The sequence below is a fragment of the Streptomyces sp. NPDC107471 genome (assembly GCF_055582845.1).
In genome coordinates this window covers 383,106-403,437 of the sequence record NZ_JBVJPC010000008.1, presented here as the reverse complement: position 1 = coordinate 403,437, position 20,332 = coordinate 383,106, and the positions used below count along the sequence as shown (strand labels likewise).

Sequence of the window (20,332 nt, the reverse complement as noted above, 5' to 3'; positions counted from 1 at the left end):
CGTCCCTCCAACCACATCATTACGGGCGACCGATCATTCGGTCGAGGTGCTGGGGATCAGTAATCCAGGCGAGACGCCCCGAGGCAAGGGGCCGGTGCGGTTCGCAGGCGGAGCGTGCCCGGCGGGAGCCGCTCCGGAGCCGGCGTTCTGCCCTCGGCAGAGCGGCCGGGCGGTGCTCCCCGCCTGCGGATACCTTCGCCGCCATGGACACCGTCAAGGCCAACGGCATCACCCTCGCGTACCGGTCCTGGGGACCCGAGGACGCGCCTCCCGTGCTCCTGCTGCACTGCCGCGGCGCGGACGGGGCGGACTGGACCGGGATCGCCGGGCGACTGGCCGGGGGAGCCCGTCCGCGACGCGTCTACGCACCCGACCTGCGAGGCCACGGCGGCAGCGACCGGCCGGGGGAGTACGCGTACGAGGCGATGCGCGACGACACGCTCGGCCTCCTGGCCGCGCTCGGTGTCGGGCGCGCCGACGTCGTGGGCCACTCGCTCGGCGGGACCGTCGCCTACCTCCTCGCCCAGCACACGCCCAGTGCCGTACGACGGCTGGTCCTGGAGGACGTCCCCGCGCCGATGCCCCTCGACCCGCCCCGGCCGCCCGCCCCCGCCCCGGACACCGACCCGCCCTTCGACTGGGCCATGCTGCTGGCCACCGACGCCCAGCGCAACGCCCCGAACCCCATGTGGTGGGAGCACATGGAGCGGATCACCATGCCCACGCTGGTCATCGGGGGCGGCGCCACCAGTACCGTCCCGCAGGAGCAGGTCGCCCTGGTGGCCGCGGCGATTCCCGACGCGCGGCTGGTCACCGTCGGTGGTGGTCATCTGGTGCACGAGGCCAGGCCGGAGGATTTCCTGTCGGTGGTCGAGCCCTTCCTGGACGAGTCGCCGGACCTCACTTGGCGAACGCCGTCATGAAGCGGTCGCGGAACTTGTCCATGCCCCACTCGGGCGCGTCGTCGGCGGGCTTGAGACCGTCCGTCCAGTTCCAGTCGTCGACCCGGTCGAGGACTTTCGGGTCCTTCGCGACGATCGTGACCGGCACGTCCCTGCTGGTGGAGCCCTTGGTGACCGTGGGCACGGGCTGGTGGTCGCCGAGGAAGACCAGGACGGTGTTCTCGTCGCCGTAGCGCTGCATCCACTGGGTCAGGCTGTCCACGGAGTACTGGATGGCCTTGCGGTACTCGGTGCGCACCCGGTCCTGGCTCTTCCAGACCTCCGTCGGGTTCGTGCCCTCCTTCTTGATCTGCTCGAAGACCGAGCCGTCACCGAGGTCGTCCCAGTCGATCGTGCGGGCGATCGGCGACCAGGGGTTGTGGCTGGAGGCCAGGATGATCTCCGCCATGATCGGGTCGCGGTTCTTCTTGCCGTGCTCCAGCTTCTGGAAGGCCTCCAGGCTGAACTGGTCCGGCACGGGCGTCCAACTGAAGTACGGGCCCTTGTAGCCGAGGTGCGTCGAGTCGTAGATGTGGTCGAGGCCGAAGTACTTGCCCTCGGGCCACGACTTGCGCACACCCGGCACGATGCCGACCGTCCGCCAGTCACCCGTCTTCTGGAAGTAGCTGGTGAGCGTCGCGCGGTCGCTGGAGGTGAGGTTCAGGTAGCGCTGCTGGTTCTTGACCCACAGTCCGGACAGGAACGTCGAGTGGGCCATCCAGCTTCCGGCGCCCGTCACCGGGGACCGCAGCCAGCCGCTGCGCGAGGCGAACCCAGCCGCCTTCAGCGTCGCGTCGCCCTTCTTGAGCGTCGCGTCCATCTCCGGTGCCATCGCCGGGTCGTCGATCGCCACCCGCCCGTAGCTCTCGATGAACGTGAACAGGACGTCCTTGCCGCGCAGTCCGGTCAGGAGCTGGTCGGGAGGGGTGGCGGCGAAGGCGTCGACGGCGGACTGCTTCTCGAAGACCTTGGCGTCGCCCAGTCCGTTGCGCACGTGCTGGACGCGGTTGGCGAGGAACTCGGTGTTGCCCTTGGTGGCGAACGAGACCCCGCCGAACTGCACGCCCACCGTGAAGCAGGTGACCCACGCCGTGCCGAGGACGAGGACGGTGCCGACGGCCTTGGGGCGGTGCCGGGACATCACGTTCGACAGCCGCACCACCGCCCAGGTGCTCAGCGCGAGCAGGGCGAGGAACAGGACGATCACCCCGGTCACCGCCAGGATCTCGCCGGTGCGGCCGAAGGACTCCCTGAGCCAGTCCGTCGCGTTGCCCAGCATGATCCAGTCGAAGACCAGGTCGAAGGGCCGGGCCAGCGTCTGGTAGAAACCCATGTCGAGGAACTTCAGGACGGTGAACAGGCCGAGGAACAGCCCGAGGACGACCGCCGCGATCCGGCGCACCCGCGGCGGCAGCACGAGCAGGACGGCCGCGATGACGATCGCCTCGACGGGCAGACGCAGGAACGACCGCAGGTTCATGTGGTCGAGCCGGTTGGGGAAGAGCAGCACCAGCAGCACCAGCAGACCCGCCAGCACGCTCGTCCCCACGGACACCCCGCGGGCCGTACGGGGGTAGCGGCGGCGCCAGCCGAACCAGCCGGGGCGCACCGGGCTGTCGCGCTCCCCGGCCTCCTCCGTCCCCTCTTCCCCCGTCGCACCCGCCCCGTCCGCATCACTGTCGTGCTCAGTGGTGTCCTGCGGCGGGCTTGAACGAGTGAAGAGCGACACCCGGTGGTCCTTCCGTGCGGTCGTGCTGTGACGTGCAGTGGTGCGGCGACGGCATGACGAACAGGGCCCGTCGACCGAGCCTGCCACCACCAGTACGGTCGCACGTCACGTTCGGTTCAATTGCTCGGGGCCGATTTCGGGACCGTCAGCCGCCGGCCGCGCCCGCCGCCACCTTCTGCGCCCACCGGTAGTCCGCCTTGCCGCTCGGCGAGCGGCGGATGGACTCCGTGATCACGAGCTGGCGCGGCACCTTGTACCCCGCGAGCCGTGTCCGGCAGTGCGTCTGGAGGTCGTCCAGGGACATCCGCCCCGCGCCCTGGCGCAACTGCACGACGGCCGCCACATGGTGTCCCCACTTCACGTCCGGCACCCCGGCCACGAGCGCGTCGTACACGTCCGGATGCGCCTTGAGCGCCTGCTCGACCTCCTCGGGGTACACCTTCTCGCCGCCGGTGTTGATGCACTGCGAGCCCCGCCCGAGGACGGTGACGACCCCCTCCTCGTCGACGGTGGCCATGTCACCGAGGAGCACCCAGCGCTCCCCGTCCTTCTCGAAGAAGGTGTCGGCCGTTTTCCCGGTGTCGTTGTAGTAGCCGAGCGGGACATGGCCGCACTGCGCGACCCGGCCCACCTCGCCCACGGCCACCGGCTCGTGCGTGGCCGGATCGACCACCTGGGTGCGGGAGTTGACCCGTACCCGGAAGCCGCGTTCGGGGCCGGAGTCGTCCGTCGCCGTGCCGTTGAAGCCGGACTCGGAGGAGCCGAAGTTGTTGAGCAGCAGGGCGTTCGGGACGAGCGTCCGGAACTGCCGGCTCACCGTGTCCGACATGATCGCGCCCGACGAGGACACGCTGAACAGGGACGACATGTCGGTGCCCTTCATCGGGCCCTCCAGGGCGTCGATGAGCGGCCGCAGCATCGCGTCGCCCACCAGGGAGATCGCGCTGACCCTCTCCCGCTCGACGGTCCGCAGCACCTCCTCGGGCACGAACTTGCGGTGCAGCACGACCCGTTGGCCGAAGTTGAAGCCGATGAGGGCGGTCAGGGTCGAGGTGCCGTGCATCAGCGGGGGAGTGGGGAAGAAGGTGATCCCGGCCCCGCCCGCCGCGACCCGCTCGGCGAGTTCCCCGGGCCGCCGCACCGGCTCCCCGGTGGGGGCGCCGCCGCCGAGACCGGAGAAGAACAGGTCCTCCTGGCGCCACATCACGCCCTTGGGCATCCCGGTGGTCCCGCCGGTGTAGATGATGAACTGGTCGTCGGCCGAACGCCGCGGGAACCCGCGCCCGGGCGGCCCGGACGTCTCGGCGTCCGCGAAGTCCACCGCCGCCGGTCCGCCCGGCCGCGCCTCCCCGACCCGGACCAGGTGCCGCAGCCGTTCCGTGTGGGGCAGCGCCGCCGCCACCCGGTCCGAGAACTCGGCGTCGAAGACCAGCCCCACCAGATCCGCGTCCCGGTAGAGGTACACCAACTCCTCTTCCACATAGCGGTAGTTGACGTTGACCGGGACGATCCGCGCCTTCATGCAGCCCAGCAGCGTCTGCACGTACTCCACCCCGTTGTAGAGGTGCAGTCCGACGTGCTCACCGGCCCGTACCCCGCTGTCGAGCAGATGGTGCCCGATGCGGTCGGCCGCGGCGTCCAGTTCCGCGTAGGTCAGCCGGCGCTCCGCGCCCGTACCGGGAATGTCGAGGTGCGCGAGCGCCTCACGGTCCGGCACCACGTCGACGACCGACTCGAACAGGTCGGCAAGGTTGTACTCCACCGCTCCTCCTGAACTGGTCCCGGCCCGGCTCTGTGACGGCTCGCCGGTCATCAGAGCAAAGGGCGGCCCGACTGTGAAGGGCTCGCGCGAATAAATCTGACTGTCTGTCAGAAAACCCTTGAAGTGCATCGGCGCCTCCTGCAACCTGTTCTCGTTCTGGCAGAGGGGAGAGGGTCGATGGGTGGGACGGAACACCTCGACATCCAGCGCGAGGGCGCCACACTGGTGCTCACGCTCAACAGGCCCGAGGCGAAGAACGCGCTCTCGTTGCCGATGCTGGTCGGCCTGTACGACGGCTGGCTGGAGGCGGACGCGGACGACTCGATCCGCTCGGTCGTGTTCACCGGCGCGGGCGGCTCGTTCTGCGCCGGCATGGACCTCAAGGCCCTCGCGGGCGGGACGACCGGCGGCGAGCGCTACCGGGACCGGCTGACCGCCGACCCCGACCTGCACTGGAAGGCGATGCTGCGCCACCACCGCCCCCGCAAACCGGTCATCGCGGCCGTCGAGGGCTACTGCGTCGCCGGCGGCACCGAGATGCTCCAGGGCACCGACATCCGGGTCGCCGGCGAGTCCGCGACCTTCGGCCTCTTCGAGGTCAGACGCGGCCTCTTCCCGATCGGCGGCTCGACGGTCCGGCTGCAACGCCAGATCCCGCGCACCCACGCGCTGGAGATGCTGCTCACCGGACGCCCGTACACCGCCCGCGAGGCCGCCGACATCGGTCTCGTGGGGCACGTCGTCCCGGACGGCACGGCACTCGCCAAGGCCCTGGAGATCGCCGAACTGATCAACGCCTGCGGCCCGTTGGCGGTCGAGGCGGTGAAGGCCTCGGTGTACGAGACGGCCGGGATGACCGAGGACGAAGGACTGGCCGCCGAGTTGAAGCGGGGGTGGCCGATCTTCGACACCGCCGACGCGAAGGAGGGGGCGCGTGCCTTCGCGGAGAAACGGCCGCCGCTCTACAAGCGAGCGTAGTGCTGCGCGGCTCGGGCCGGTCCCTGGCCGCGGGTCCGTCGTCGCTGGTCGCGCAGTTCCCCGCGCCCCTGAAGGGGCGCCCCCGCACCGACCTCTGAAGGAGGCACGCGCCTATGGCTGACGTACTCAGGGCGCCGCTGGTCGTCGAATTCCCCTTCACCCGCTCCCTCGGCCCCGTCCAGAGCGCCTTCCTGACCGGGCTCCGCGAACGCGTGGTCCTCGGCGTGCGCACCCGCGACGGCCGCACTCTGGTTCCGCCCGTCGAGTACGACCCCGTCACCGCCGAGGACCTGCACGACCTCGTCCCCGTCGGCACCACCGGCACCGTGACCACCTGGGCCTGGAACCACGAACCCCGGCGGGGCCAGCCCCTGGACACGCCCTTCGCCTGGGTCCTGGTGCGGCTCGACGGCGCCGACACCGCCCTGCTGCACGCCCTGGACGCCTCCGGCCCCGACGCCGTGCACAGCGGCATGCGGGTCCGCGTCCGCTGGGCCGGGGAGCGCGTCGGCGCCATCACCGACATCGCCTGCTTCGAGCCGTACGACGGGGGCGAGCCCCAAGTCCCCGTCCACGAGGGCGAGTTCGACGACCCCGTCAGCGGCATCGTCGCCGAGGCCCGCCTCGACTACACCTACTCACCGGGCCGCGCCCAGACCGCCTACATCAAGGCCCTGGAATCCGAACGGCGGGCCGTCGGCGAGCGCTGCCCCTCCTGCCACAAGGTCTACGTGCCACCGCGGGGCGCCTGCCCGACCTGCGGTGTCGCCACGGCGGAACAGGTGGAGGTCGGTCCCCGCGGCACCGTCACCACCTTCTGCATCGTCAACATCAAGGCGAAGAACCTCGACATCGAAGTGCCGTACGTCTACGCCCACATCGCCCTCGACGGCGCCGACCTCGCGCTGCACGGCCGGATCGGCGGCATCCCCTACGACCAGGTGCGCATGGGCCTGCGGGTCGAACCGGTGTGGACCGAGGGCGGCCGCTACCCGGACCACTACCGGCCGACCGGCGAACCCGACGCGGAGTACGACGCCTACAAGGAGCTGCTGTGACCCGTGACATCGCAGTCGTCGCCTTCGCCCAGTCCGACACCCGGCGCTCCACCGAGGAACTGTCCGAGGTGGAGATGCTCATGCCGGTCCTGCACGACGTCCTCGCGCAGACCGGCCTGAAGACCGCCGACATCGGCTTCACCTGCTCCGGTTCCTGCGACTACCTCGCCGGCCGCGCCTTCTCCTTCACCCTGGCCCTAGACGGCGTGGGTGCCTGGCCGCCCATCTCCGAGTCGCACGTCGAGACGGACGGCGCGTGGGCGCTGTACGAGGCGTGGACCAAGCTGCTGTCCGGGGACGCCGACACCGCGCTGGTGTACTCCTACGGCAAGTCCTCGCCCGGTTCCCTCCGGGACGTGCTCACCCGGCAGCTCGACCCGTACTACCTCGCCCCGCTGTGGCCCGACTCCGTGGCCCTCGCCGCCCTCCAGGCACAGGCACTCATCGACGCGGGCGACACCGACGAGCGCGAACTGGCGGCGATCGGCGCCCGCAGCCGCGCCACCGACAACCCGCGCGCCCAGCTCAAGGGGCCCGCGCCGCAAGGGGATTACCTCGTACGGCCGCTGCGCACCGGGGACTGTCCGCCCATCGGGGACGGGGCGGCCGCCGTGGTCCTCGCGGCGGGGGAGCGGGCCAGGGAACTGTGCGGGCGCCCCGCCTGGATCCGCGGCGTCGACCACCGCATCGAGGCCCACTCGCTCGGCGTCCGCGACCTGACCGACTCGCCCTCCACCCGCCTCGCCGCCGAGAAGGCAGGGGCCTTCGAACGGCCGGTCGACACCGCCGAGTTGCACGCGCCCTTCACCTCGCAGGAGGTCGTCCTGCGCAAGGCGCTGCGGCTCGACGACTCCACGACCGTCAACCCGTCCGGCGGCGCCCTCGCCGCCAACCCGATGATGGCCGCCGGTCTCGCCCGCGTCGGCGAGGCCGCCGCCCGCATCCACCGGGGCGAGTCCGACCGCGCCCTCGCCCACGCCACCTCCGGACCCTGTCTCCAGCAGAACCTGGTCGCCGTACTCGAAGGGGATCCGCGATGAGCAAGGAGCCCGTGGCCGTCGTAGGCATCGGCCAGACCAAGCACGTCGCGGCCCGCCGGGACGTGTCGATCGCCGGGCTCGTCCGGGAGGCCGCCAGGAGGGCCCTGGAGGACGCCGAGTTGACCTGGGCCGACGTCGACGCCGTGGTGATCGGCAAGGCGCCCGACTTCTTCGAGGGCGTCATGATGCCCGAGCTGTACCTGGCCGACGCGCTCGGCGCGGTGGGCAAGCCGATGCTGCGGGTGCACACGGCGGGCAGCGTCGGCGGATCGACGGCCCTGGTCGCCGCGAACCTGGTGGCCGCCCGGGTGCACACCACCGTCCTCACCCTCGCCTTCGAGAAGCAGTCCGAGTCCAACGCCATGTGGGGCCTGTCCCTGCCGATCCCCTTCCAGCAGCCCCTGCTGGCCGGGGCGGGCGGCTTCTTCGCGCCGCACGTGCGCGCGTACATGCGGCGCACCGGGGCCCCCGACACCGTCGGCTCGCTGGTGGCGTACAAGGACCGCCGCAACGCGCTCAAGAACCCGTACGCGCATCTGCACGAGCACGACATCACCCTGGAGAAGGTCCAGGCCTCGCCCATGCTCTGGGACCCCATCCGCTACTCGGAGACCTGCCCCTCCTCCGACGGCGCCTGCGCCATGGTGCTCACCGACCGGGCCGGAGCCGCCCGCGCGCCCCGGCCGCCCGCCTGGATGCTGGGCGGCGCCATGCGCAGCGAACCCACGCTGTTCGCCGGCAAGGACGCCGTGTCCCCGCAGGCGGGCAAGGACTGCGCGGCCGACGTGTACCGGCAGGCCGGGATCGCCGACCCGCGCCGGGACATCGACGCCGTCGAGATGTACGTGCCGTTCTCCTGGTACGAACCCATGTGGCTGGAGAACCTGGGCTTCGCCGAGGAGGGCGAGGGCTGGAAGCTCACCGAGGCCGGGGTCACCGAGCTGGACGGGGACCTGCCCGTCAACATGTCGGGCGGGGTGCTCTCCACCAATCCGATCGGCGCCTCCGGCATGATCCGTTTCGCCGAGGCCGCCCTCCAGGCCCGCGGGCAGGCCGGGGAGCACCAGGTGGAGGGCGCCCGCAGGGTGCTCGGGCACGCCTACGGCGGCGGATCCCAGTTCTTCTCCATGTGGCTGGTGGGGTCCGAGCCCCCGGATGCGTGAAATGCCTCCGGAAAGGTCCCCCTCACGTGGCCTGTCGGCGGTAGGAGTCGATCGCTAGGCTGGCCGCGGACGAAGCGATCGGGAGGAGCACGGACGTGGCCGAGACCACCATCCAGCAGCAGCCGCTCATGGGCTGGGAGAAGCCGGAGCTGGACCTGAGCAACGCCGACTGGCACTCGAGCAGCCGCGGTCTGGGGGATGTCCAGATCGCCTTCGTCGAGGGGTTCATCGCGATGCGCAACAGCGGCCGCCCGGAGAGCCCCTCCCTGATCTTCACCCCCGCGGAGTGGGGCGCGTTCGTGTCAGGGGCGCGGGAAGGGGAGTTCGACCTCACCTGAGAGCGGGATCTCACCTGAGCGGGACCTCACCTGAGCGGGACCTCACCTGCGGGTGAGCACGAGAGGGACGCGAACCGACGGGCCGATCCGGCGGTGTTCCTTCCGTTTTTCCGGACACGCGACCTTGAGCACCTTCCCCGGGGCGACGCCTGAGCGAGGCTGACCGGAGGAGGGGAAGGTCGGCTTCCGGAAGCGAGGAACACATGAGCACCCTGCCGGTGATCGCCGCGGTGGACGGTTCGGACGACAGCCTGCGCGCCCTGGACTGGGCGCTCGACGCGGCCCGTCGGCGCGGAGCACCGCTGCGGGTGGTGCACGTACGGCAGTACGCCGCCTGGGCCCAGCCCGACGTCCTCGTCGCCGGCGCGCCCGACGCGGACGACGATCCCGTCCTCGACCGGGTACGCATCCACCTGGCGGAACGCCCCGACCACCCCGACGGCTCCGACCAGCCGGACCGGCCGGACCTGCCGCGGACGGAGTACCTCGGTGTCGAGGGCGCGCCCGGTGCCGTACTGCCCGAACTGGGTTCCGGCGCCCAGCTCCTGGTGCTCGGCTCCCGGGGCCGGGGCGGCTTCGCCAGTCTGCTCCTCGGCTCCAACGGCATGGCCGCCGCCCGGGACGCCGAGTGCCCCGTGGTCGTCGTGCCCCGCCCCGGACGCCAGGTCGACGGTGAGGCCCCTGCCGGGCCGGGCCCGCGCGTGGTCGTCGGCCTGCACGTGGACAGCCCCGACGACGCCGCCCTCGACTTCGCGTACACCGAGGCCGGCCTGCGCGGCGCCCGCCTCCAGGTGGTCGCCGCCTACCAGTGGCCCCTGCAGGGCTGGGCGGCGCCGGGCGAGATGATCCCGCCGAAGATCGACCAGGATGCCGTGGAGAACGAGACCCGGGCCCTCGCCGAGGGCTTCCTCGCCCCGCACAGCGCCCGTCACCCCGGAGTCGTGCCCGAGCCGCACGTGCTGCCGGGCGATGCGGCCGGACTTCTGGTCGCGGCCTCCCAGGGCGCCGACCTGGTCGTCGTCGGCCGGCACCGGCGCCGTCTGCTGGCACCGGCCCGGATGATGGGGTCCGTCACCCAGGCCGTTCTGCTGCACGCGGCGAGCCCGGTGGCGGTGGTGCCGCCCGGGCCGGTGGAGCCGCAGGACCTTCCGGAGGACTGAGCGGGCACCGGGTCCCAGGGCGCCGACCTGGTCGTCGTCGGCCGGCACCGGCGCCGTCTGCTGGCACCGGCCCGGGGAGGACTGAGCGAGCACCCCGTCGGTCGAGCAGGCGATCGCGGCGGCCGCGTGTCTGCCGCGGGCCTCGGGCTCTAGCATCAGCCGCATGCAGGACACGATCGACAGCGACACCCGGCTCGCCCTGGACCTGGCCCTCACCATCCGGCACGACGGTCACGGCGGGGTCGCCGACGACCTCAGCGACCTCGCCGGACTCACTGCCTGGGTCCGGGAACACGCCGAGGCGCTGCCGGACGTCTCGGACCCCGTCCTCGACGAGAGCGCCCTCGCCGCGGTGCGTGACCTGCGGGCCGCCGTCCGCGCCCTGTTCGCCCGCGCCGTGCGCCCCGGCGCCCCCAGCCCCGCCGACGCGGCCCGCCTGCTGCCCGTGCCCGAGGCCGTCGCCCGCCTCAACACGGCCGCCGCCCGCACCCCGACCGTCCCCGTGCTGCACTGGACCGACGACGCCGATCCCGGCGTGCACCGACGGCCGGCGGCTCCGCAGACCGACCTCACGGCCGTACTCGCGCACGCCGCAATCGCGTTCCTCTCCGGGGCCGACCGGCGACGGCTGCGCGCCTGTCACGGCCCGCGCTGCGTGCGCTACTTCCTGAAGGACCATCCGCGGCAGGAGTGGTGCAAGCCCTCCTGCGGCAACCGCGCCCGGGTGGCACGCCACCACGAGCGTCACAAGCAGGGGCAGAGAACCTGACCGGCCCGGCAACCTCGGCGCGGGTCTCCTGCCCGGCCCCGACGACACCTGCCACTAGGACTCTCCTGGAACGCGACAGCGAACTCGCCGCCGTCGCCGAGGCGTCGGCAGACCTCACCGGCCTGCGTCCGGACGGACCCGACCCCCGTGCACGCCCTCACGGCGCGGGGCCGCACGGGCCGTCTGCCGCAAGCCGGGAACGGACAGCACCGGGCTGCGAACCCTGAGTGATCCCCCGCAGCGGCGGGCGAAACCGGGCGGCCGACCCCCGCACACCTGCGCCCGCACGAGCCCCTGAGCGCCATTACCATGGGCGCATGTCGTTCCTCCGCCGCCGCAGCGCAACCCCCGCCGGTCCAGACTTCGATGTGCTGGCCATGGACCCGGGCGACTGGCCCGGCAACCTCGGCGCGGGTCTCCTGCCCGCCCCCGACGGCACCTGCCAGGGCGTCTTCCTGCGCTACGACCTCTTCGGCGGCCGCGGCCCCGCGATGATCATCGGCAACCTCCCCGAGGGCTCCCCGGCCCGCGAGGTCGCCGAGGGCGAGATCCCCTTCGAGGTGGCCCAGCTCCTGATCGCGCTGGAGAACGACGAGGAGGTCACCGTCACCGACACCGAGGACGTGCCGGTGATGCAGGGCGACAACCTCCTGATCGTGCGCCGCCTCAAGCTGTCCGAGAGCCGGATCTCCTGCGTCCAGTTCGACCGCAGCGACAACGTCCTGGTGACCATCGCGGCCTGGGACCGCCCCATCACGGACGACCTGTACGCCCTCCTCAAGCCCCTGCCGGCGGAACTGTTCCAGCAGGGCTGAACCACCCACGGCAGAGCGTCCGCGGCGGGACAGCACGTCCCGCCGCGGAGCTGCCGTGCTACCGCCGGACGGACGGCTTCACGTCGACGTCCGCCGCCCGCACGAACGCCACCCGGTGGCCGTACTGGATCTCGTAGTACAGGTCCTCACCGACGACGACCTTGTGCGAGTCCGTCGTGAAGGTCACCGCGTAGTAGTACTCCCCGGGCACCTTGTCGCCGACCACGTACGACTGGCCCGCGAGGACCTTGTACGGCAGCGGCGACACCGCCTGCGCGGGAACCCCCGTCGGATAGGCGGAGGCCTCGGGGTAGGCGCGGCCGTACACCGGGACGTTGTCGAGGCCCGCCTTCGGGGTCACCACGAGGCCGGCGGCGTTCACCGCGGTCGGGTCGCCCGCGGGGTTCCTGAACCAGGCCTTCTGGCCCAGGTACCAGATCGCCGTCCAGTCACCGTCCCGCCCGGCGACCGCGTACTGCTGACCGGTCGAGACCCGCGACGACAGGTCGTTGACGTCGATCGTCGGGGCCTTGCCGCCCAGCCCGATGTCCGTGATGAGGGCCGAGCTCTCGTCGGGGGCCGAGTAGAGCCGCACCTCGCTGGAACCGTGGGCCGCGCAGGGCTCGCCCTTGGTGACGCAGCCGGTGTACAGCGGCTGGTTGGTGGCGTAGTCGGGCCGGATCGTCACCAGGCCGCCCTGCTTGGGCGCGGTCGCCCGGAACGGGTGGCCCAGCAGCTCGAAGTAGTGCCGCCAGTCCCAGTACGGGCCGGGGTCGGTGTGCATGCCGGCGACGGTCGAGGTCGTCGGGCCCGGCACGTTGTCGTGGCCGAGGATGTGCTGCCGGTCCAGCGGGATGCCGTACTTCGCGGAGAGGTACTTCACCAGGCGCGCCGAGGAGCGGTACATCGCCTCCGTGTACCAGGCGTCCGGGTTCGCCAGGAAGCCCTCGTGCTCCAGGCCGATCGACTTGGCGTTGACGTACCAGTTGCCCGCGTGCCAGGCCACGTCCTTCGCCTTCACGTGCTGGGCGATGTGACCGTCGGTCGAGCGCAGGGTGTAGTTCCAGGACACATAGGTCGGGTCCTGCACCAGGTTGAGGACCCCCTCCCAGGCGCCCTCGGTGTCATGGATGACGATGTACTTGATGCTCTGCGAGGCCGGACGGTCGCCGAGGTCGTGGTTGCCGTAGTCGTTGTCCCCGAACTGCTCGTAGGGCGCCGGGATCCACTCGCAGGACACGGTCCTTGGGCACTCGGTGTTCGCCGCGCTCAGCTTCCTGAGGCCCGTCCGGGCGAGCTGGCCGGTGTCCGGGGCGAGTTCGGGCCGGGCGGCCAGGGCGACCCGCTGGCCGGTGTCCGTGGTGCGTTCCTCGCCGGTGCGCAGCACGTCGAAGACGTCGTCGGCGTACGCCGCTGCGGTCGCGCTGTCGTCCGCTCCGGAGAAGCGGGCCACCGCGCCGTACCAGTCCGCGGGGTCCTGGCTCAGCGGCTCGCCCAGGTCCTTCTGCGCGGCGGCCAGCAGTGCGGCACCGCCGGCGACGTTCGCCGTGGGGTCGGTGCGCAGGTCCCCCGCGCTCAGGCCGGTCAGCTCGGCGGCCCTCGGCAGGGTCTTCAGGCGGGCGGGCAGGTCGGCCGTCTCCGGGACCCGGGTGTCGGGCAGCAGGGGGGCGCGGGCGCTGTCGCCGCGCGCGTCCTCCGTGCCCTCGCCGTGGTGCGGCGCCGAGGCGAGCGCGGTGCGGGCGTCGGTCAGGTGCATCGGGCCGTAGCCGCCGGTCACGCTGGGCGCGCCGGCGTGCGAGTCCCAGCGGGACTGGAGGTAGGAGACCCCCAGCAGGACGCTCTGCGGCACGTGGTACTCGGCGGCCGCCGAGGCGAACGCCCGCTGGAGACCGGCCGAGGAGTCCTCGGCCGACGACGGGGCCGCGCCCAGCAGGGGCAGCAGCAGGGCGGTGCCGGCCAGTGTGCCGAGCACCCTCCGGGTGGCTCTGTCGGGGGCGGTGGCGGATCCTCGCAATGCAGCCTCCAGGGACGATCGAGCGAGATGAGCCGAGCGGGGCCGGGCGTGCGTCAGTGCTACCGGCTTGTCGACGATCCGTCAATCATGCCCAGAGGCAGGGGATTTCCCATGTCAATCCGGGTTCGCGGGAGTTTCGTGGCGGGTGCCTCGCGGGCCTGCGGGGCGTCAGTGGCGTACACCATTGACCGGTCCCGGAACAGCCGCGGACATACGACGGTCCGCGGCGCGCCGCTCCACCGGGCGCACCGCGGACCACCGTCCCCGTCAGCGAGTGCCGACCGCCGCGCGTACGGCCCGACGGGCCAACTGGCAGTCGTCGTGCAGCCGCCTCAGCAGCAGCCGCTGTTCCTCGCCGGACGGCGCAGCACCGGGGTGGGCCGCACCCGGTGCCGCCGGGGTCGAGTCGTGCATCGAACGCTGCACGGCCGTCTCGTAGGTACGGATCTCACGGGTCAGCACGAGCATCAGGTTCACCAGGAAGGCGTCCCGTGAGGCCGGGCCCGCGGACTGGGCGATCTGGCTGATCTGACGACGCGCCACCGGGGCGTCGCCGAGGACCGACCACAGCGTCGCCAGGTCGTAGCCCGGGAGGTACCAGCCCGCGTGCTCCCAGTCCACCAGCACTGGACCGGCCGGTGAGAGCAGGATGTTCGAGAGCAGTGCGTCGCCGTGGCAGAACTGGCCCATGCCCTGCCGGCCCGCCGAGTGCGCGATGCCGTGCAGCAGCTTCTGGAGGTCGCCCATGTCCCGGTCCGTCAGCAGCCCCAGCTCGTGGTAGCGGGAGATGCGGGACGCGTAGTCGAGCGGGGCGTCGAAGGTGCCCGCGGGCGGACGCCAGGCGTTGAGCCGGCAGACCGAGCCGAGCGCCGCCCTGATGTCCGCGCGCGGCGGGGCCTCCGCCGGATGCCGGTGCAGTGCCGCCACCCGGCCGGGCATCCGCTCGATGACCAGGGTGCAGTTGTCCGGGTCCGCCGCGATCAGCCGCGGCACGCGCACCGGAGGGCGGTGCCGGACGAACGAGCGGTATGCCGCTATTTCGTGCCGGATCCGCTCGGCCCAGACGGGGGAGTGGTCGAGTAAACACTTGGCGACGGCCGTGCTGCGTCCCGTCGTGCCGACCAGCAGCACGGAGCGTCCGCTGCGGCGCAGCACCTGCACCGGGGCGAACTCCGGGCAGATCCGGTGCACCGACGCGAGCGCCGTACGGAGCTGGGCGCCCTGAGGGCCGGACAAGTCGAGTCTCCCGCTGAGCGGTTGGGTGCCGAGCCCCGGGACGCGTCGTGCCCTGCCCGTACCCGGTACGGGGGCCGTCGGCCGCGCGGGGTCGAGGTAGGGGCCGCCGCCCGCCGGGCGGAGGTGCGGCGACCGGGGCGGGGCGGACACGGAGGACGATGCTGCGTACATGGGCGAGACAGATCCCTTCGTGTGCCTGCTGTGCCTGGAGAAGCGGCGCCGGCCCGACCCGGAACACCGGGTGCACCCTGGGGAATGTCCCTGTGCGGTCCGGGTCGGGGTGGCGCGTTCCTACCTCAGCGCATATGCCCGGTGGCACACCATCTGGCGCACCCTGGCGAACCCTGGCGAATAGTCCCGGAGCAACTGACACGGGGCTACTGTCAACTCAGCCGAGAACCTGGGGGCTTGACGTGAGCGGACAACCCAACACCCGACTCTCGGACCTGTTCGGCCTGGCCGGCTGGTCCAAGGGTGAACTCGCGAGGCTGGTCAACCGGCAGGCGGCGGCCATGGGCCATCCGCAGCTCTCGACCGACACCTCCCGGGTGCGGCGGTGGATCGACATGGGAGAGATCCCGCGCGATCCGGTGCCGCGGGTGCTGGCGGCTCTGTTCACCGAGCGTCTCGGCCGTGTCGTGACCATCGAGGACCTCGGTCTGGTCAGGCACGGGCGTATGGGGAAACGGCAGGGCGACGGGAGCGCGGAACATCCCGACGGCATGCCGTGGGCGCCCGACCGAACCGCCGCGGTCCTCACCGAATTCACGGGAATGGACCTCATGCTCAACCGACGCGGCTTGGTGGGCGCGGGTGCCGCGCTCGCCGCGGGATCCGCACTCACCAGTGCCATGCACGACTGGCTGCACACCGATCCGGCCCTCACCGCCGATGCCCCCCAGTTCGACGACCCCCTGCACGCCGACCCCGCTGGGTTCGACCGTTACGAGGCCGCCCCCATCGGGTCGCAGGAGATCGAGGAACTGGAGCGCTCGGTCGAGGTGTTCCGGGCCTGGGACGCGGCCCGCGGCGGCGGGCTGCAGCGCAAGGCCGTCGTGGGCCAGCTCAACGAGGTGGGTGGCATGCTCGCCTACCGGCACCCCGACCATCTCCAGCGGCGCCTGTGGGGCGTCGCCGCCAACCTGGCCGTCCTCGCGGGCTGGATGTCCCACGACGTCGGTCTCGAACCCACCGCCCAGAAGTACTTCGTGATCGCCGCCCATGCCGCGCGCGAGGGCGGTGACCGGCCCCGCGCCGGCGAGGCGCTCTCCCGCGCGGCCCGCCAGATGGTGCACCTGGGCCGGCCCGACGACGCGCTCGACCTGATGAAGCTCGCCCAGTCCGGCTCGGGGGAGGAGGTGCTGCCCCGCACCCGGGCGATGCTCTACACCATCGAGGCCTGGGCCCAGGCGTCCATGGGCAAGGGACAGGCCATGCGCCGCACCCTGGGACAGGCGGAGGACCTGTTCGTCTCCGACAAGAGCGACGTGCCGCCGCCGAGCTGGATGCAGACCTTCAAGGAGGAGGACCTGTACGGCATGCAGGCCCTGGCCTACCGCACGCTGGCGGAGCACGAGCCGGGTGCGGCCGCGCACGCCCAGCACTACGCGGAGAAGGCCCTCGCCCTGCGGGTCGACGGACGGCAGCGGTCGAAGATCTTCGACTTCCTGTCGATGGCCTCGGCCTGCTTCATCGCCGACGACCCCGAACAGGCGGACCGGTACGCGCGGTTGGCGCTGGTGTCGATGGGCTCCAACTCCTCCCACCGCACCTGGGACCGACTGCGTCAGATGTACCGGCTCACCGCCGAGTACTCCAGCTACCCGAAGATCAACGAACTGCGCGAGGAGATCAGGCAGGCGCTGCCGAAGCCGAAGGGAAGGGGTGGCAACAGCGCACGTGCGTGAGCTTGTTATGAAGTCACCTTGGCGATGAGCACGCAGGCGTCGTCCTCGCGCTCGGTCTCGCCGAACTCCTCCACGACCGTCCGCACGCAGTCCTGCGCGGTGCGCGCCCCGTCGAACCGGGGGGCGAGGTCCAGGAGGCGGTTCACGGCAGCCGTGTCGCCCTGCCCCGGCACCAGTCCGTCCGTGTGCAGCAGCAGCAGGTCACCCGGTTCGAGGGTCACCTCGGCCTGCGCGTAGACGGCTCCGGAGGTCGCGCCGAGGAGTACGCCGTCGGGGGAGTCCAGCCGGCGCCCCGTCCCGCCCCGGAACAGCAGCGGGGCGGGGTGCCCGGCCTGTGCCCAGACCAGGGTGCGGGAGTCGGGTCGGTAGCGGCAGCAGACCGCGCTGCCGAGGGCCGGCTGCACGGTGGCGTCGAGCAACTGGTTGAGCAGGGACATCAGCGGACCGGGCTGGGTGCCCGCCATCGCCATGCCGCGCACGGCGCCGAGGAGCGTCGCCATGCCGGAGGCCACGGAGACCCCGTGGCCGGTGAGGTCGCCGACGCTGAGCAGGGTCTCGCCGTCGGCCAATTCGAGCGCGTCGTACCAGTCACCGCCGATCAGGGTGCTCGCCGTCGACGGCAGGTGATGGGCGGCCAGGTCCAGGGTCTCGGTGCCCCGGTGCGGGAGCCGCAGGGAGCCACGCCACGGCGGCAGCACGGCCTCCTGCAGCGCGACCGCGAGCCGGTGCTCGCTCTGCGCCCGCTGCCGGTGGCGTTGTAACGAGTCCCGGGTCTCGCTCACCGCGCGTTCGCTGCGGCGCAGTTCGCTGACGTCCCGCAGCACGGCCCACATCGAGGCGGTGCTGCCGTCGGCGGCGAGCACGGGCTCGCCCATCATGTGGACCGTGCGCACCTCGCCGTCCGGGCGCACGACCCGGAACTCGCCGTCTATGCGCTTGGCGTCGACCAGGCAGTCCGTGACCATGCCCGTCAGCCGCGGCCGGTCCTCGTCGAGCACCAGGGAAGGGAGCTCGTCGAGGGTGAGCGGGGGAGCGGTGCGGTCGCGGCCCAGGATCTCGTACAGCTCCCCGGACCAACTGGCCTCGTCCGTCAGCAGGTTCCACTCCGCGCTGCCGACCCGGCTGAGCAGCGAGCCGCGCCGGGGAGCGGGCGGCGCGGTTCGCGCGGTGGACTCCGCCCCGGCTGCCGACGGCACGGGCGGCGGTCCGTCCCGCAGTTGTGCCAAGTGCTCGTCCAGGTCGCTGAGTTGGTGCAGTGCGAGGTCGTACAGCGCGCGCTGCCAGCGCTCCTGGGGGTCCGTGTCGTCGATGGGCGCGTCCCGTCGTACGGCGTCCACGTCACCCTTGAGCCGCCGCGTCTGCGATATGAGTGCGTCGACCGAGCCGCGTCCGGGCGGCTGGGCGGCGGGGCGGTCCGCGGAGAGGTGGGACGGCATGACGCACTCCGATGCGGGGACGGTTCGACCAAGGCGGGACGGAGGGACCGTTACGACTGTCGCACAGGCCGCGACGCGCTGTAAGGGATTTGGCAACACACGATACGGTGGTGCTTCTGGCATATGCCACAGTCTTCACGGAGCGCTCGTACCGGGCATGTTGTCCACCCTCTTCGCTGTCTCAAGTCGTAGGGGACGTACGTGACTTGAGGGGCTGACGGGGTGGCCGGGCCGGTCTTCATCCGCGTGTTCGACGGCCTGGTGTTCTAAGGAGTGTGGCACAGGGAGACCGTGCGGTCACTGGTGTGATGCAGGTCACAAAATTCGTCTTCGCTCAGGCGTAATGCAAAGGGCCCCTGCGTGCTCCTAAGAACATGGACACGACCTTCGAGCAGCCCGCCCGCGCCCGTCTGATCACCGCGGAGAACCAGGAACTGCCCGTCCCCGCGACACTGCGCTACGGCTCCGCCGACCCGCTGGCGGTGTGCGTCGACTTCCCGGCCGAGGTCTGCCTGGACGGGCGGGGGGTGACCTGGACCTTCGCCCGCGCCCTGCTGGAGGAGGGGTTGCGCGGACCGGCCGGCGGCGGGGACGTGCACATCTGGCCGTGCGGCCGGGACGTCACGGTCGTGGAGTTCCACTCGCCGTACGGCCTCGCCCTCCTCCAGTTCCCCACGCCCACCCTGCGCGACTTCCTGCTGCGCAGCTACGCGGTGGTGGGCAACGGGCAGGAGGACCTCGGCGAGGCCGTCGAGCGGGGGCTCAGCGCCCTCTTCGGGAGCGTCTGAGCGGTGACTCGGTGACCGCTGCGGCTCAGTACCGCAGCACGCCCGCGATCCCGTCGGCGCCGCCCAGCGTGCCGTCCGGGACGAAGCGCACGTCGGCGCCGGTCTCCAGGCACTGCTCGACGATCTCGTCCACGATGTCCTCGCGGGCGTCGAGGTCGCCGCTCTCGGCCGGGACCAGATGGTCGCCGCCCTCGTCGCGGACGGTCACCCGGTAGTTCTCCTCGACGGCCAGCAGTCGTACCCGGCCCTCCCGGGCGCTCTGCCAGATCTCGTCGACGCCGGCCGCGAACGCCCGCCGCCCGCGCGCCGATTCGAGTTCCCGGGTCACCGCGTCGGTGCTCTTGCGGGCCTCCGCGGCGACCAGCGGGGCGACCGCCTGCCACACCGCGTCCGGGGTGCCGTGCGTGAGACCGCCGTGCGGCACGTGCACCGCGTCCTTCGTGACGCTGCCGACGTCGTCCAGCGCGGACAGCGCCCCGGTCTCGCCCGTGACGTAGAGCGGGCGGGGCTCCTCGCGCAGGAGTTTCGCCAGGGCGGCGTCGACGTCCCGGAAGAAGTGCCGGGTGTCCTCGTCCCGGAAGGTGCTCGGCATGTCGCCGATCCGCTCCAGGCGCTCGGCGTCGAAGTTCACCCGCGTCCTGGTCAGCGGGAAGCCGCCGGCCCGGTGCTCGGTGACCCGGTCTACGCCGCCGTTCCACAGAGTGGCACCGTCGGCCGAGACCGACAGCACCCAGAACGGCCGTTCGGAGGCCTGTGCGGAGACGAGGTTGCGGGTCAGGAAGGTGTCCGAGAGCACCACGCGCTCCGGAACGGCGCGGGCCACGGACCACACCTGGTGCTCGCCCGGCGCGGCGTAGATCACCAGTCCGTCCTCGGCGTGTGTCAGATCGACCTCGGCGAGAGCCTGGTCGAGCTGTCGGACGACGTCGATGCGCCGCTCCCGGGGGACCGCGGGATCGGCCTCCAGTTGCTTCTTGGCCTCGGCCACCACATTGCGCAGCCGGACCGGATCCTGGGCGTTCTCCGGTTCACGGCGGTGCGTCGGCGTCAGCACGGACACCGCCGGATAGGTGCGCGGTCGGCGCAGTTCGGAGAGGGTCGCAGGGCTGAGTGCGTGCTCCATAACAGCACCATAGGACCGATCCGCCGATCAGGCATTTGGGGCAACTTGATCGGGCAACCAGGGTATTTCGTTGTT

The 20,332-nt window shown here is 71.9% G+C and carries 17 protein-coding genes; 11 read left to right on the top strand and 6 right to left on the bottom strand.

Features of this window, described 5'->3' with window-relative positions; genetic code table 11:
- Window positions 1–203: 203 nt before the first annotated feature.
- Window positions 204–923, top strand: coding sequence for an alpha/beta fold hydrolase (locus tag ACZ66S_RS27665; RefSeq protein WP_469904236.1), 720 nt, complete (start codon window positions 204–206; stop codon window positions 921–923).
- Here ACZ66S_RS27665 and ACZ66S_RS27660 read toward each other — a convergent pair.
- Both ACZ66S_RS27660 and ACZ66S_RS27655 read right to left on the bottom strand, forming a co-directional pair.
- Entirely contained in the window at window positions 901–2,670 is a 1,770-nt protein-coding gene (locus ACZ66S_RS27660) for an LTA synthase family protein (RefSeq protein ID WP_469904235.1), read from the bottom strand. The two genes, ACZ66S_RS27665 and ACZ66S_RS27660, sit on opposite strands and share 23 nt — an antisense overlap.
- A gap of 145 nt (window positions 2,671–2,815) precedes the next feature.
- Window positions 2,816–4,432, bottom strand: a complete 1,617-nt coding sequence (locus ACZ66S_RS27655) for an acyl-CoA synthetase (RefSeq protein ID WP_469904234.1) — start codon at window positions 4,430–4,432, stop codon at window positions 2,816–2,818.
- Between the two features lie 177 nt (window positions 4,433–4,609).
- Between ACZ66S_RS27655 and ACZ66S_RS27650 the strand changes: the two genes are divergently transcribed.
- The 8 genes from ACZ66S_RS27650 (at window position 4,610) to ACZ66S_RS27615 (ending at window position 11,753) form a co-directional block, all read left to right on the top strand.
- Window positions 4,610–5,410 carry a crotonase/enoyl-CoA hydratase family protein gene (locus ACZ66S_RS27650; protein WP_469904233.1) on the top strand — a complete coding sequence of 267 codons (801 nt, stop codon included), beginning with the start codon at window positions 4,610–4,612 and terminating at the stop codon, window positions 5,408–5,410.
- A 113-nt stretch (window positions 5,411–5,523) separates the two neighbouring features.
- Entirely contained in the window at window positions 5,524–6,468 is a 945-nt protein-coding gene (locus ACZ66S_RS27645; protein ID WP_469904232.1) for an OB-fold nucleic acid binding domain-containing protein, read from the top strand.
- Window positions 6,465–7,508, top strand: coding sequence for a thiolase domain-containing protein (locus ACZ66S_RS27640; RefSeq protein WP_469904231.1), 1,044 nt, complete (start codon window positions 6,465–6,467; stop codon window positions 7,506–7,508). Before ACZ66S_RS27645 ends, ACZ66S_RS27640 begins: the two co-directional genes overlap by 4 nt.
- The gene (locus ACZ66S_RS27635; RefSeq protein WP_469904230.1) at window positions 7,505–8,671 is read left to right on the top strand and encodes a thiolase domain-containing protein; all 1,167 of its coding nucleotides are present in this window, start codon (window positions 7,505–7,507) and stop codon (window positions 8,669–8,671) included. The genes ACZ66S_RS27640 and ACZ66S_RS27635 overlap by 4 nt, the downstream gene beginning before the upstream one ends.
- A 95-nt stretch (window positions 8,672–8,766) precedes the next feature.
- Window positions 8,767–9,009 (top strand): DUF397 domain-containing protein, encoded by a 243-nt coding sequence (locus ACZ66S_RS27630; RefSeq protein WP_007379863.1) that lies wholly within the window; start codon window positions 8,767–8,769, stop codon window positions 9,007–9,009.
- Between the two features lie 203 nt (window positions 9,010–9,212).
- Window positions 9,213–10,169, top strand: coding sequence for a universal stress protein (locus ACZ66S_RS27625; RefSeq protein ID WP_469904229.1), 957 nt, complete (start codon window positions 9,213–9,215; stop codon window positions 10,167–10,169).
- Window positions 10,170–10,332: 163 nt separating this feature from the next.
- A complete protein-coding gene (locus ACZ66S_RS27620) occupies window positions 10,333–10,938 on the top strand; it encodes a CGNR zinc finger domain-containing protein (RefSeq protein ID WP_469904228.1) in 606 nt (201 codons plus the stop codon).
- A 317-nt stretch (window positions 10,939–11,255) separates the two neighbouring features.
- Complete coding sequence (locus ACZ66S_RS27615; protein ID WP_053846856.1) at window positions 11,256–11,753, top strand: hypothetical protein; 498 nt, start codon at window positions 11,256–11,258, stop codon at window positions 11,751–11,753.
- A 58-nt stretch (window positions 11,754–11,811) separates the two neighbouring features.
- On the opposite strand, the gene ACZ66S_RS27610 is transcribed toward ACZ66S_RS27615, so the two are convergent.
- A complete protein-coding gene (locus ACZ66S_RS27610; RefSeq protein WP_469904227.1) occupies window positions 11,812–13,767 on the bottom strand; it encodes an N-acetylmuramoyl-L-alanine amidase in 1,956 nt (651 codons plus the stop codon).
- 267 nt (window positions 13,768–14,034) lie between these two features.
- Entirely contained in the window at window positions 14,035–15,174 is a 1,140-nt protein-coding gene (locus tag ACZ66S_RS27605) for an aminoglycoside phosphotransferase family protein (protein WP_469904226.1), read from the bottom strand.
- A gap of 242 nt (window positions 15,175–15,416) precedes the next feature.
- Between ACZ66S_RS27605 and ACZ66S_RS27600 the strand changes: the two genes are divergently transcribed.
- Window positions 15,417–16,910, top strand: a complete 1,494-nt coding sequence (locus tag ACZ66S_RS27600; protein WP_469904225.1) for a DNA-binding protein NsdB — start codon at window positions 15,417–15,419, stop codon at window positions 16,908–16,910.
- Between the two features lie 5 nt (window positions 16,911–16,915).
- Here the strand turns inward: ACZ66S_RS27600 and ACZ66S_RS27595 are convergent, their stop codons facing one another.
- Window positions 16,916–18,346, bottom strand: a complete 1,431-nt coding sequence (locus ACZ66S_RS27595; RefSeq protein ID WP_469904224.1) for a PP2C family protein-serine/threonine phosphatase — start codon at window positions 18,344–18,346, stop codon at window positions 16,916–16,918.
- 374 nt (window positions 18,347–18,720) lie between these two features.
- Between ACZ66S_RS27595 and ACZ66S_RS27590 the strand changes: the two genes are divergently transcribed.
- Entirely contained in the window at window positions 18,721–19,134 is a 414-nt protein-coding gene (locus tag ACZ66S_RS27590; protein WP_469904223.1) for an SsgA family sporulation/cell division regulator, read from the top strand.
- A 25-nt stretch (window positions 19,135–19,159) separates the two neighbouring features.
- Here ACZ66S_RS27590 and ACZ66S_RS27585 read toward each other — a convergent pair whose 3' ends face one another.
- Window positions 19,160–20,257, bottom strand: a complete 1,098-nt coding sequence (locus tag ACZ66S_RS27585) for a baeRF3 domain-containing protein (RefSeq protein ID WP_469904222.1) — start codon at window positions 20,255–20,257, stop codon at window positions 19,160–19,162.
- Window positions 20,258–20,332 lie beyond the last annotated feature (75 nt).

Coding starts and splice junctions, on each gene's coding strand:
- ACZ66S_RS27635 (WP_469904230.1), top strand. CDS start 7,505: ATGAGCAAGGAGCCCGTGGCCGTCGTAGGCATCGGCCAGACCAAGCAC.
- ACZ66S_RS27590 (WP_469904223.1), top strand. CDS start 18,721: ATGGACACGACCTTCGAGCAGCCCGCCCGCGCCCGTCTGATCACCGCG.
- ACZ66S_RS27620 (WP_469904228.1), top strand. CDS start 10,333: ATGCAGGACACGATCGACAGCGACACCCGGCTCGCCCTGGACCTGGCC.
- ACZ66S_RS27650 (WP_469904233.1), top strand. CDS start 4,610: ATGGGTGGGACGGAACACCTCGACATCCAGCGCGAGGGCGCCACACTG.
- ACZ66S_RS27625 (WP_469904229.1), top strand. CDS start 9,213: ATGAGCACCCTGCCGGTGATCGCCGCGGTGGACGGTTCGGACGACAGC.
- ACZ66S_RS27645 (WP_469904232.1), top strand. CDS start 5,524: ATGGCTGACGTACTCAGGGCGCCGCTGGTCGTCGAATTCCCCTTCACC.
- ACZ66S_RS27665 (WP_469904236.1), top strand. CDS start 204: ATGGACACCGTCAAGGCCAACGGCATCACCCTCGCGTACCGGTCCTGG.
- ACZ66S_RS27595 (WP_469904224.1), bottom strand. CDS start 18,346: ATGCCGTCCCACCTCTCCGCGGACCGCCCCGCCGCCCAGCCGCCCGGA.
- ACZ66S_RS27585 (WP_469904222.1), bottom strand. CDS start 20,257: ATGGAGCACGCACTCAGCCCTGCGACCCTCTCCGAACTGCGCCGACCG.
- ACZ66S_RS27615 (WP_053846856.1), top strand. CDS start 11,256: ATGTCGTTCCTCCGCCGCCGCAGCGCAACCCCCGCCGGTCCAGACTTC.
- ACZ66S_RS27605 (WP_469904226.1), bottom strand. CDS start 15,174: ATGTACGCAGCATCGTCCTCCGTGTCCGCCCCGCCCCGGTCGCCGCAC.